This is a genomic window from Leclercia sp. LSNIH1, assembly GCF_002902985.1.
In the GTDB taxonomy this organism is placed as follows: Bacteria; Pseudomonadota; Gammaproteobacteria; order Enterobacterales; family Enterobacteriaceae; genus Enterobacter.
Genome location: NZ_CP026167.1, coordinates 4,250,652 through 4,262,324, shown reverse-complemented (window position 1 = coordinate 4,262,324; position 11,673 = coordinate 4,250,652). Strand labels below are relative to the sequence as shown.

12 protein-coding genes are annotated in these 11,673 nt (G+C 59.2%); 9 read left to right on the top strand and 3 right to left on the bottom strand.

Annotated features, from left to right (window positions below; all coding sequences use genetic code 11):
- The first annotated feature begins 89 nt into the window (after nt 1–89).
- On the top strand, nt 90–575 hold the full coding sequence (gene sixA / locus C2U54_RS21025) for a phosphohistidine phosphatase SixA (protein WP_103180541.1): 486 nt from the start codon (nt 90–92) through the stop codon (nt 573–575).
- A gap of 46 nt (nt 576–621) precedes the next feature.
- On the opposite strand, the gene smrB is transcribed toward sixA, so the two are convergent.
- Nucleotides 622–1,173 carry an endonuclease SmrB gene (smrB, locus tag C2U54_RS21020; protein WP_103180539.1) on the bottom strand — a complete coding sequence of 184 codons (552 nt, stop codon included), beginning with the start codon at nt 1,171–1,173 and terminating at the stop codon, nt 622–624.
- Nucleotides 1,174–1,330: 157 nt separating this feature from the next.
- On the opposite strand from smrB, the gene prmB reads away from it, so the two are divergent.
- The 6 genes from prmB to C2U54_RS20990 all read left to right on the top strand — a co-directional run bounded on the left by prmB (nt 1,331) and on the right by C2U54_RS20990 (nt 5,897).
- On the top strand, nt 1,331–2,263 hold the full coding sequence (prmB, locus tag C2U54_RS21015; RefSeq protein ID WP_103180537.1) for a 50S ribosomal protein L3 N(5)-glutamine methyltransferase: 933 nt from the start codon (nt 1,331–1,333) through the stop codon (nt 2,261–2,263).
- Nucleotides 2,264–2,339: 76 nt separating this feature from the next.
- Nucleotides 2,340–3,425 (top strand): chorismate synthase, encoded by a 1,086-nt coding sequence (aroC, locus tag C2U54_RS21010; protein ID WP_103180536.1) that lies wholly within the window; start codon nt 2,340–2,342, stop codon nt 3,423–3,425.
- A gap of 2 nt (nt 3,426–3,427) precedes the next feature.
- On the top strand, nt 3,428–4,252 hold the full coding sequence (gene mepA, locus C2U54_RS21005) for a penicillin-insensitive murein endopeptidase (RefSeq protein WP_103180534.1): 825 nt from the start codon (nt 3,428–3,430) through the stop codon (nt 4,250–4,252).
- Nucleotides 4,252–5,061 (top strand): sulfite exporter TauE/SafE family protein, encoded by an 810-nt coding sequence (locus tag C2U54_RS21000; protein ID WP_103180532.1) that lies wholly within the window; start codon nt 4,252–4,254, stop codon nt 5,059–5,061. The genes mepA and C2U54_RS21000 overlap by 1 nt, the downstream gene beginning before the upstream one ends.
- Nucleotides 5,061–5,609: an elongation factor P hydroxylase gene (locus tag C2U54_RS20995; protein ID WP_103180530.1), complete on the top strand. Its 549-nt coding sequence runs from the start codon at nt 5,061–5,063 to the stop codon at nt 5,607–5,609. The genes C2U54_RS21000 and C2U54_RS20995 overlap by 1 nt, the downstream gene beginning before the upstream one ends.
- A 9-nt stretch (nt 5,610–5,618) precedes the next feature.
- Complete coding sequence (locus tag C2U54_RS20990; RefSeq protein ID WP_103180529.1) at nt 5,619–5,897, top strand: YfcL family protein; 279 nt, start codon at nt 5,619–5,621, stop codon at nt 5,895–5,897.
- Nucleotides 5,898–5,932: 35 nt separating this feature from the next.
- On the opposite strand, the gene mnmC is transcribed toward C2U54_RS20990, so the two are convergent.
- Nucleotides 5,933–7,936 carry a bifunctional tRNA (5-methylaminomethyl-2-thiouridine)(34)-methyltransferase MnmD/FAD-dependent 5-carboxymethylaminomethyl-2-thiouridine(34) oxidoreductase MnmC gene (gene mnmC, locus C2U54_RS20985; protein ID WP_168192030.1) on the bottom strand — a complete coding sequence of 668 codons (2,004 nt, stop codon included), beginning with the start codon at nt 7,934–7,936 and terminating at the stop codon, nt 5,933–5,935.
- Between the two features lie 157 nt (nt 7,937–8,093).
- On the opposite strand from mnmC, the gene fabB reads away from it, so the two are divergent.
- Both fabB and C2U54_RS20975 read left to right on the top strand, forming a co-directional pair.
- Nucleotides 8,094–9,311 carry a beta-ketoacyl-ACP synthase I gene (fabB, locus tag C2U54_RS20980; RefSeq protein WP_103180525.1) on the top strand — a complete coding sequence of 406 codons (1,218 nt, stop codon included), beginning with the start codon at nt 8,094–8,096 and terminating at the stop codon, nt 9,309–9,311.
- 68 nt (nt 9,312–9,379) lie between these two features.
- Entirely contained in the window at nt 9,380–10,558 is a 1,179-nt protein-coding gene (locus C2U54_RS20975; RefSeq protein ID WP_103180524.1) for an MFS transporter, read from the top strand.
- 90 nt (nt 10,559–10,648) lie between these two features.
- On the opposite strand, the gene flk is transcribed toward C2U54_RS20975, so the two are convergent.
- Nucleotides 10,649–11,653, bottom strand: coding sequence for a flagella biosynthesis regulator Flk (gene flk / locus C2U54_RS20970; RefSeq protein WP_103180522.1), 1,005 nt, complete (start codon nt 11,651–11,653; stop codon nt 10,649–10,651).
- Nucleotides 11,654–11,673: the final 20 nt, after the last annotated feature.

The window sequence follows — 11,673 nt, the reverse complement described above, 5'->3', positions numbered from 1 at the left end:
CACAATGCCCGGCCATCGGGTTTTTACCTCGTTAAGTGTTCACGCGGGGCAATAACACCGGTGATCCTGGTCAACAAAAGCGGTGCAATATGCAAGTTTTTATCATGCGTCACGGTGACGCGGCACTTGATGCTGCCAGTGACTCTGTACGTCCTCTGACGCCTTGCGGCTGTGACGAGTCCCGTCAAATGGCTACCTGGTTGAAAGGGCAAAAAGTGGATATTGAACGTGTCCTCGTCAGCCCGTTCTTACGCGCTGAACAGACGCTGGATGTGGTAGGGGAGTGTATGAACCTGCCAGCCAATGTCGATGTTCTGCCAGAGCTTACCCCGTGCGGCGACGTGGGTCTTGTCAGTGCCTATCTTCAGGCGCTGTGCAACGAAGGTGTCGCCTCTGCGCTGGTAATTTCCCATCTGCCGTTAGTCGGCTATCTGGTGGCTGAACTCTGCCCGGGCGAAACGCCGCCAATGTTCAGCACCTCTGCCATTGCCAACGTTACCCTCTCTGAAACGGGTGCTGGCGTCTTCAACTGGCAGATGAGCCCCTGCAATCTGAAGATGGCGAAAGCTATCTGATGTAAAACGGACCCAGGCGGGTAGCATCCAGCCACCCGCCTGCCTCTCAGGGGAGCTCAGGCGGTTGCCACTCTTCCACTTCAATTAACACCAGCAAGGCGGCATCACCGCCATACTCTTTCGGTGCCTGATGAAATGCCATCACGTGTGGATGCTGAGCCAGCCACAGTGGGGTTTGCTGCTTGAGAATATGTTTGCCGTGGCCGTGCATCACGCAGGCGCAAAAAACATGTTCGCGACGGCAGGCGGCAATCAGCGCGCCCAGCTCCTGTTTCGCCTGCATCTGGGTTAGCCCGTGCAGATCGAGGAACAGCTCCGGCGAATAATCTCCCCGACGCAGTTTTTTCAGCTCGAAATGGCTGACGTCCGCGCGCACATATTTCATCGCACCTTCCGTATTTAGCAGCGGCTGAAACTCGTCGGAAAAGTAGTGGCTGGCGTCGGCCTGCTCCTGAATCAGCCGTTTTACCGGAACTTCACTCACTTTTTTGCGCTGCGGGCGGTGGACAATGGTGTCCTGCTTGATTTGACGCGTGCCGGTCATTAACTGACGAAACAGCGTTTGATCCTCCTCGCTGAGCGATATTTTCTTTTTCATGGGGTCGTCTCATCTCTTATTTCCGACAGTGTACCTGACTCACTGCGCGGCAAAACGCATTTTTTCAATGCCGGCGGCGGCTGACAATGCTGATTTATCGCCGTCTTCATGGCACACTAGCCGCCGAAAATTTAGCGAGCATGCCCTGGAGAACATAGTGGATAAAATTTTTGTCGATGAAGCGGTGAATGAGCTGCAAACCATTCAGGACATGTTGCGTTGGGCGGTCAGCCGTTTCAGCGCGGCCAATATCTGGTACGGCCATGGTACCGACAACCCATGGGACGAGGCGGTACAGCTGGTTTTGCCATCCCTCTATCTGCCGCTGGATATTCCGGAAGATATGCGCGCAGCCCGCCTGACCTCCAGCGAAAAACACCGCATCGTTGAGCGCGTGATCCGTCGCGTTAACGAGCGCATTCCGGTGGCCTACCTCACCAACAAAGCCTGGTTCTGCGGCCATGAGTTTTTTGTCGATGAACGCGTGCTGGTGCCGCGCTCGCCGATTGGTGAGCTGATCAACAACCAGTTCGCCGGCCTGATTGACCATCAGCCTGAGCATATCCTGGATATGTGTACCGGCAGCGGCTGCATCGCCATTGCCTGCGCGTACGCCTTCCCGGAAGCAGAAGTGGATGCTGTCGATATCTCTCCTGATGCGCTGGCGGTAGCGGAACACAATATTGAAGAGCACGGTCTGATCCATCATGTCACGCCGATCCGTTCCGATCTGTTCCGTGACCTGCCAAAAGTGCAGTACGACCTGATTGTGACCAATCCGCCGTACGTTGACGCAGAAGATATGTCAGACCTGCCAAACGAATACCGTCACGAGCCAGAGCTGGGCCTGGCTTCCGGCTCCGACGGCCTGAAGCTGACCCGCCGCATTCTGGCCTGTGCGCCGGATTATCTCACCGACAACGGCATTCTGATTTGTGAAGTCGGTAACAGCATGGTACATCTGATGGAGCAATATCCGGATGTGCCGTTCACCTGGCTCGAGTTCGACAACGGTGGGGACGGCGTCTTCATGCTGACCAAAGCGCAGCTTCTCGCCGCGCGCGAACACTTCAGCATCTACAAAGATTAATCCAACGGGCTTCGGCCCGTTCCACATTGCGCAAACACAGAAAGCTCAAACACAGAACAACGAAAACGGAGCCGTGATGGCAGGAAACAGTATTGGACAATTATTCCGTGTGACGACGTTTGGTGAGTCCCACGGGCTGGCGCTGGGCTGTATCGTCGATGGCGTACCGCCAGGCATCGAACTGACTGAAGCCGATTTACAGCACGATCTCGACCGACGCCGTCCAGGCACGTCACGCTACACCACCCAGCGCCGCGAGCCGGATCAGGTCAAAATTCTGTCAGGCGTCTTTGAAGGACGCACCACCGGCACCAGCATCGGCCTGTTGATTGAGAATACCGATCAGCGTTCCCAGGACTACGGCGCCATTAAGGATGTGTTCCGTCCGGGCCACGCCGACTATACCTACGAGCAGAAATATGGTTTTCGCGACTATCGCGGCGGCGGACGCTCCTCCGCCCGTGAAACCGCCATGCGCGTCGCGGCAGGGGCCATTGCCAAAAAATACCTCGCACAGAAGTTTGGTATCACCATTCGCGGCTGCCTGACCCAGATGGGCGACATCCCGCTGGCGATCGCCGACTGGGAGCAGGTTGAGCAGAACCCGTTCTTCTGCGCCGACGCCTCGAAGCTGGAAGCGCTTGATGAACTGATGCGCGCCCTGAAGAAAGAGGGCGACTCCATTGGCGCCAAAGTCACCGTGGTGGCTGACGGCGTACCGCCGGGCTGGGGCGAGCCGGTCTTTGACCGCCTTGATGCTGATATCGCCCATGCGATGATGAGCATCAATGCGGTAAAAGGGGTGGAGATTGGCGACGGTTTTGACGTGGTTCAGCTTCGTGGCAGTCAGAACCGGGACGAGATCACAGCCCAGGGCTTCCAGAGCAATCACGCGGGCGGCATTTTAGGCGGCATCAGCAGCGGGCAGCAGATTATCGCCAACATTGCGCTGAAACCAACCTCCAGCATTACCGTGCCGGGCCACACCATTAACCGCTCTGGTGAAGAAGTTGAGATGATCACCAAAGGACGTCACGATCCCTGCGTCGGGATCCGCGCAGTGCCGATCGCCGAAGCGATGCTGGCGATCGTGCTGATGGATCACTTCCTGCGCCAGCGCGCGCAGAATGCGGATGTGACGACCACCATTCCACGCTGGTAACCATGAAAAAAACCGCAATTGCTCTGCTGGCGCTGCTTGCCAGTGGAGCCGCTCTGGCGGCAACGCCATGGCAAAAAATCACCCATCCGGTGGCAGGCAGCGCGCAGTCCATTGGTGCGTTCTCTAATGGCTGTATCGTTGGTGCGCAGGAACTTCCTCTGCAGTCGGATACGTATCAGGTGATGCGTACCGACCAGCGCCGCTACTTCGGCCACCCGGACCTGGTGCTGTTTATTCAGCGTCTGGGTAACCAGGTGCATAACCTGGGGCTCGGTACGATGCTGATTGGCGATATGGGGATGCCGGCAGGCGGACGCTTTAACGGCGGCCACGCCAGCCACCAGACAGGGCTGGATGTCGATATCTTCCTCCAGCTGCCGAAAACGCGCTGGTCATCCTCGCAACTGCTGAAGCCGCAGGCCCTCGATCTGGTCTCCAGCGATGGCAAGCGGGTGGTGCCGTCGCGCTGGTCGCCAGAGGTCTCCAGCATGATCAAGCTGGCGGCGGAAGATAACGACGTCACGCGTATCTTCGTTAACCCGGCCATCAAGCAGCAGCTATGCGAAGATGCCGGAACCGACCGCGACTGGCTGCGCAAAGTGCGGCCGTGGTTCCAGCACCGCGCGCACATGCACGTGCGCCTGCGATGCCCGGCGAACAGCCTCGAGTGTGAAGATCAACCGTTACCGCCGCCAGGCGATGGCTGCGGCGCGGAATTACAAAGCTGGTTTGAGCCAGCGAAACCTGGACCCACCAAGCCTGAGAAGAAGACACCGCCTCCGTTGCCGCCTTCCTGCCAGGCGCTACTGGATGAGCATGCCCTGTGATGGACCAATTTGCTGAGTTGTTTATGGTGTCGCCGCTGATGCTGGTGGCGCTGTTTTTTATCGCCATGCTGGCCGGGTTTATTGATGCCCTGGCCGGTGGCGGCGGGTTACTGACGGTTCCGGCCCTGCTGGCGGCGGGCATGAGCCCGGCCCAGGCGCTGGCGACCAACAAATTGCAGGCGTGTGGCGGATCGTTATCCGCCTCGCTCTATTTTATCCGCCGCAAGGTGGTGAGCCTCGCCGATCAGAAGCTCAACATTCTGATGACCTTTATCGGCTCTACCAGCGGGGCGCTGCTGGTTCAGCACGTGCAGTCCGATATTTTGCGCCAGATTTTGCCGATTCTCGTCATCTGCATTGGTCTCTATTTTTTACTGATGCCGAAACTGGGTGAAGAGGACAGGCAGCGCCGCCTGCACGGTCTGCCGTTTGCGCTGATCGCGGGCGGTTGCGTCGGCTTTTATGACGGCTTCTTCGGGCCCGGGGCCGGGTCGTTTTACGCCCTGGCGTTTGTCACGCTGGCCGGTTTTAACCTCGCCAAATCCACCGCCCATGCGAAAGTGCTGAATGCCACCTCTAACGTCGGTGGCCTGCTGCTCTTTATCATCGGCGGGAAGGTGATTTGGGCGACAGGCTTTGTGATGATGGCCGGACAATTTCTGGGCGCGCGGGCAGGTTCGCGCCTGGTGTTAAGCAAAGGGCAACAGCTCATCCGTCCGATGATTGTCATTGTCTCGGCCGTCATGAGTGCCAAACTTCTTTATGACAGCCACGGACAGGAGATCCTCCACTGGTTGGGGATGAACTAATGAACAGTACGCATAAATATGAACAGCTGATTGAGATCTTCGACGGCTGTTTTGCTGATGATTTTAATACCCGTCTGATTAAAGGCGACGACGAACCGATCTATCTTCCTGCTGATGCAGAGCTACCGTACAACCGGATCGTCTTTGCCCACGGCTTTTACGCCAGCGGTCTGCATGAAATATCCCACTGGTGCATTGCCGGTAAAGCGCGCCGCGAGCTGGTGGACTTTGGCTACTGGTACTGCCCGGACGGGCGTGACGCCGCGACCCAGGGGCAATTTGAAGATGTGGAAGTGAAACCCCAGGCGCTGGAATGGCTCTTCTGCGTGGCGGCAGGATTTCCGTTCAACGTCAGCTGCGACAATCTCGAAGGCGACTTCGAGCCAGACCGTATTGTCTTCCAGCGCCGCGTGCACGCGCAGGTGATGGAGTATCTTGAGAAAGGCATCCCGGAACGTCCGGCGCGCTTGATCAAGGCTTTACAGAATTATTACCACACGCCGGACATCACGGCGGAACACTTCCCGTGGCCGGAAGATCTTAACTGAGGAAAGAAGATGATCGCAGAATTTGAATCACGCATTCTGGCGTTAATTGATGACATGGTGGAGCACGCCAGTGACGATGAACTGTTTGCCAGCGGTTATCTGCGTGGTCACCTGACGCTGGCCGTCGCCGAACTGGAAGCCGGTGACGACCACTCTGCGGACGCGGTGCATGCTGAAGTTTCCCGCAGCCTGGAAAAAGCGATTCTGGCCGGCGAACTCTCTCCGCGCGACCAGTCATTAGTGCTGGGGATGTGGGAAACCTTGTTTCAGAAAGCCAGCCTGAACTAATCGGTAATCGCCCGGTGGCGCTACGCTTACCGGGCCTACGCTTTCACCCTTTTCCCCTTCAACAACTTTCTCACCCATAACCGGTTCGGATTGAGCGCGGCCAGCGTGTGGCTGTCCAGCGGGATCGGCTCGTTACTCATCTGGGCGGCAAGAACCTCCGCCGTCAGCGGCGCCGTACAGAGCCCGCGGGAGCCCAGCCCGCCCAGCATAAACAAATTCCGGAACGCCGGGGCGCTGACCGCCTGGGATGTGTTGCTGGCGAGATCCTGATAAGCCGTCAGCGTGGCTTCATAGTCCGGTACCGCACCCGTCATCGGCAGATGATCGCGGGTGGCGCAGCGAATGCCGTTGCGCGCCTCGCCTGCGCTGACATCCACCTCACGCGCCCATGCCGCCTGCGGCAAACAGTCGAGCAGACGCTGGCGATTATGCTGCTGGTCCTCATCGCTGTACCGCGGCTCGGTCTGGCCGCGATGATAGCTTGCGCCGATGCAATGCTGGCCGTTGGCTGGATTTTGCGGGGTCAGATACCCGTCGTAGCAGAGCACCTGACGTAGCTGGCTCAGCCGCGGTGCCGCCGGGATATGGCTCACCTGACCGCCCACCGGGTAGACCGGCAGTGGTGCGGTCTGGCTGAACTGGCTGATGCCGTGTCCGTTCGCCAGCACCACGCTGCCATGCTGCGCCTGCTCACCGTCGGCAAACTGCAACATCCACCTGGCGTCGGTCTGGGCCAGCGACGTTACCTTGCGGCCATAGCGCACCTGCAGGCCCAGAGTTTGCGCCAGCGCGATCGCCGCTGCGGTAAGCTGCGCCGGGCACAGCCAGCCGCCGAGCGGATACTGGATCCCGCCGCAGCCGGTGGGCACCCCGGTGCTCTCCGCCACCTGTTGGGCGTTCACCGCCACCGCAATCTGCTCGGGCAGGCCCAGAGCCAGCATCTGGTCGATTTTTTTCTGGTTCTTTTCATCCCAGCCCAGCTGGGTGACGCCGCACCAGGCATGATCAAAGGCCACCGGCAGGGTGTCGTACAGGCGGCGGGCAAAGGTGAACGCCGCCGGGAAAAACTGGCTCAGTGCAGCATCCTGGGCGCTGAGCAGGGGATAGAGCGCCCCCTGACGATTGCCGGAGGCGCCCGCTGCCGGGGCATCGTCGGCGCAGTAGAGCGTCACCTGCCAGCCACGGCGCAGCAGCGCCAGCGACAGTAGCGCGCTGGCAATCCCGCCGCCCACCACGGCGGTTTCGCGCCCGTCGCTGGCCGGACGGGCAAACCACGGGGTGCGGGCAGGGGAGGGGCAATCCTGCTCCATCACCCCGACAAGCATTTCGCGCTTGCGGCCAAAGCCTTTGGTTTTTTTCATGGTGAAGCCCGCTTCCTGCAGGCCACGACGGACAAAACCGGCGCAGGTGAAGGTGGCGAGCGTGCCACCGGGCCGCGCCAGACGCGCCATGGCGGCAAACAGCTCTGGGGTCCACATATCCGGGTTTTTGGCCGGGGCAAAGCCGTCGAGGAACCAGGCGTCAACCTGCTGGTTCAGGGAGTCATCCAGCTTATCGGTGAGTTCGTTAATATCCCCCAGCCAGATATCGAGCGTGACGCGCCCGCCGTCCAGCAGCAAACGATGGCAGCCTGCGATAGGCAGCGGCCACTGGGCCTGAAGCTGTTCTGCCCAGGGGGCTAATTCCGGCCAGTGCTGGTGGGCCAGACGGAGATCGTCGGCGGCCAGCGGGTACTTCTCAAAACTGATGAAATGTAACCTTTGCAGGGTAGCGTCAGGGTGTGCCGCACGAAAGCGATCGAACGCTTGCCAGAGGGTAAGAAAATTCAGCCCGGTGCCAAAGCCGCTTTCGGCCACCACAAAGAGATCGCGGGGATGCAGCGGAAAACGGGAATTTAGCTGATTTCCCTCGAGGAAAACATAACGCGTCTCCTCCAGTCCGTTATCATTAGAGAAGTAGACATCGTCAAAATCTCGGGAAACAGGTGTACCCTCAGCGTTGAATTCGAGGTTGGCGGGTTGTATAGCGTTTTGTTTCACGTAAGTTACTCGTCTGACAGGCTGTGCCGCGATCTTAACGATGTGCGTCTGATGGTGCAAATTTCCACAGAAATTGGCTGATCGGACTTGTTCGGCGTACAAGTGTACGCTATTGTGCGACTCGAAACTTAAATAGTGCGACTTACAGAGGTATTGAATGAAACGTGCAGTGATTACTGGCTTGGGCATCGTTTCCAGCATCGGTAATAACCAGCAGGAAGTCCTGGCATCTCTGCGTGAAGGACGCTCCGGGATCACCTTCTCTGAAGAGTTTAAAGATTCCGGTATGCGTAGCCACGTATGGGGTAATGTAAAACTGGACACCACGGGCATGATCGATCGCAAAGTGGTCCGTTTCATGAACGATGCCTCCATCTACGCCTATCTCTCTATGCAGGAAGCGATTGCTGACGCTGGCCTGAGCGAAGAGGTTTATCAGAACAACCCGCGTGTGGGTCTGATTGCTGGCTCCGGCGGCTCCTCTAAAGCGCAGGTGTTTGGTGCCGACGCGATGCGCAGCCCGCGCGGCCTGAAAGCGGTGGGTCCATATGTGGTGACCAAAGCGATGGGTTCAGCGGTTTCCGCTTGCCTGGCAACCCCGTTCAAAATTCACGGCGTAAACTACTCCATCAGCTCCGCTTGTGCGACCTCCGCGCACTGTATCGGTAACGCGGTAGAGCAGATCCAGCTGGGTAAACAGGACATCGTGTTTGCTGGCGGCGGCGAAGAGCTGGGCTGGGAAATGGCCTGTGAGTTCGATGCGATGGGCGCCCTGTCCACCAAATACAACGAATGCCCGGAAAAAGCCTCCCGTACCTATGATGCAAGCCGTGACGGCTTCGTTATCGCAGGCGGCGGCGGTATGGTCGTGGTTGAAGAGCTGGAACACGCGCTGGCCCGCGGTGCGCACATCTATGCTGAGATTGTGGGCTACGGCGCAACCTCTGACGGCGCAGACATGGTTGCTCCATCTGGCGAAGGCGCAGTGCGCTGCATGAAGATGGCGATGCACGGCGTTGATACCCCAATCGACTACCTGAACTCCCACGGTACCTCTACTCCGGTAGGCGACGTGAAAGAGCTGGGTGCTATCCGTGAAGTGTTCGGCGACAACAGCCCGGCTATCTCCGCCACCAAAGCCATGACCGGTCACTCCCTGGGTGCGGCTGGCGTGCAGGAAGCGATCTACTCCCTGCTGATGCTGGAAAACGGCTTTATCGCGCCGAGCATCAACATTGAAGAGATGGACGAGCAGGCCGCAGGTCTGAACATCGTGACTGAAACCACCGAGCGTGAACTGACTACCGTCATGTCCAACAGCTTTGGTTTCGGCGGCACCAACGCCACGCTGGTGATGCGTAAGCTCAAAGCATAAGCGTTTGAATGTATAGTAGAAGGGAGCCTGATGGCTCCCTTTTTTTATGCCTGAACATGGAGTTATGCATGACGGCCGTTACCACAGATAAACACGCCGCTTCCGGCAACGTCTCGCTGTTCCGTATCGCCTTTGCGGTATTCCTTACCTATATGACCGTCGGCCTGCCGTTGCCGGTGATCCCGCTGTTTGTGCACCAGGAGCTGGGCTATGGCAACACCATGGTCGGCATCGCCGTAGGTATTCAGTTTTTAGCCACGGTGCTAACCCGCGGCTATGCCGGACGGCTGGCGGATCAGCACGGCGCAAAACGCTCGGCGTTGCAGGGCATGTTCGCCTGCGGGCTGGCGGGTGGTGCATGGCTACTGGCCGCGCTGCTGCCGGTGGAGGCGGCCTGGAAATTCGCGCTGCTGGTGGCAGGGCGATTAATTCTCGGTTTTGGTGAAAGCCAGCTCCTGACCGGCACCCTGACATGGGGGATGGGGCTGGTCGGGCCTGCGCGTTCCGGCAAAGTGATGTCATGGAACGGAATGGCGATCTATGGTGCGCTGGCCGCAGGCGCGCCGTTGGGTCTTTTGATCAACAGTCAGTTGGGCTTTGCGGCGCTGGCCGCCACCACGATGGCACTGCCGCTGCTGGCCTGGGCGTTTAACGGCTCGGTGCGTAAAGTTCCGGCCCATAAAGGCGAACGACCTTCCCTGTGGAGCGTGGTGGGGCAGATCTGGCAGCCAGGCCTGGGCCTTGCGTTGCAGGGCGTTGGCTTCGCGGTGATTGGCACCTTCGTTTCGCTCTACTTTATGAGCCGCGGCTGGGCGATGGCCGGGTTTACGCTCACCGCTTTTGGCGGCGCGTTTGTCCTGATGCGGGTGCTGTTCGGCTGGATGCCGGATCGCTTCGGTGGCGTAAAGGTAGCGGTGGCGTCGCTGGTAATTGAAACCGTGGGTCTGGTGTTGCTCTGGCATGCGCCGAGCGCGCCGGTAGCCCTGCTGGGGGCAGCCCTGACCGGCTGCGGCTGTTCGCTGATCTTCCCGGCGCTGGGTGTTGAAGTGGTTAAACGCGTTGCCCCGCAGGTGCGGGGCACGGCGCTGGGGGGCTACGCCGCCTTTCAGGATATCTCATACGGGATAACCGGGCCGCTGGCGGGGCTGTTAGCCACCTCGTTTGGCTATCCGTCGGTCTTCCTGGCCGGGGCCGTTTCAGCGGTGGTGGGGATTTTGGTGACGCTGGTGGCGTTTCGCCGGGGTTAGCTGTTTGTTGCCGGGTGGCGGCTGCGCCTTACCCGGCCTACAGTTCGTGCTTTTGTAGGCCCGGTAAGCGGAGCGCTACCGGGCAAAACATCAGGCGACCAGCCAGAAAATCGCCAGCGCAATGATTAAGGCGATCAACATCAGTCCGGGACGGGCAGACAGCGTTCTGAAGGTTTCCACTACCGGGGCAAAGAGCGGGCTGTAGATCGGCTGGATATTGCGCACTTCCGTCACGCCAGCTTCACGCTCGGTGCGGCGGACGAAGATCTCGTTGAGCAGATCCTGTACCTGGGCGGTAGTCAGCACCGTCTGCGGCGTCGCCTGCCAGTTCTGCCGGGCATAGTCCTGAATGCTGTCCCACTCCTGGGCCTCCAGCGGCTGTTTCAGCGCGGCCTGCAGGGTGTGCAGGGTTGGCGCGCTTTGCGTGCTCAGCGTCTGGCGTGCCTGTAGCCAGGTGGCAAGGTGGGTAAACTGCCTGGCCGGGATTAACTCTCCCGCTTTCACCCCCGACAGTTCCAGCATCGACTGCCAGATGAGCTTGGTCGGCTCGCCCGTGGCGGCGGCAAGTTTGGTCACCATCTGCTTCAGCGTATTGTGTTCGGCTGGCAGCAGCGGGCGCTCCGTGGCCGGGCGCTGCTGTGGCTGCGGAATATTGAGCTGATTATTTTGCAGCAGCGTCAGCACCGTTTTGAGCTGATCGGGCGTCAGCTGGTTCAGGGCGGTCTGGCCATACTGCTGGCGAATAAAATCGCTGGCCGCCTGGCGGTTATTGCCCTGAGTCAGCAGCTCCGTCAACTGGGAGACCATCTGCCGGGTGGTGTGGTTTTGCTGGGCGGTGTTCAGGCGCTGGTTGAGGTTTTGCTCCGCAGCAGGGAAGTGGCGCGACAGCATGGGCGCATCACTCTTTAATCCCAGATCGTGTTTCACTCCGGCCCACACCTCCGCATTCTGCTGCGACGTCAGAGCGATTAACCGGGTGATCAGACGTTCCAGTACAGTGCGTTGCTGTGTGGAGAGGGGCTGTTCGCCCGCGACGTGGGATGGACGCGGGCCATCACCCGGAGGTTGTGGCGGCGTACCTGAAATGGGCTGCATCGGCAAAAAATCCTTAAAGT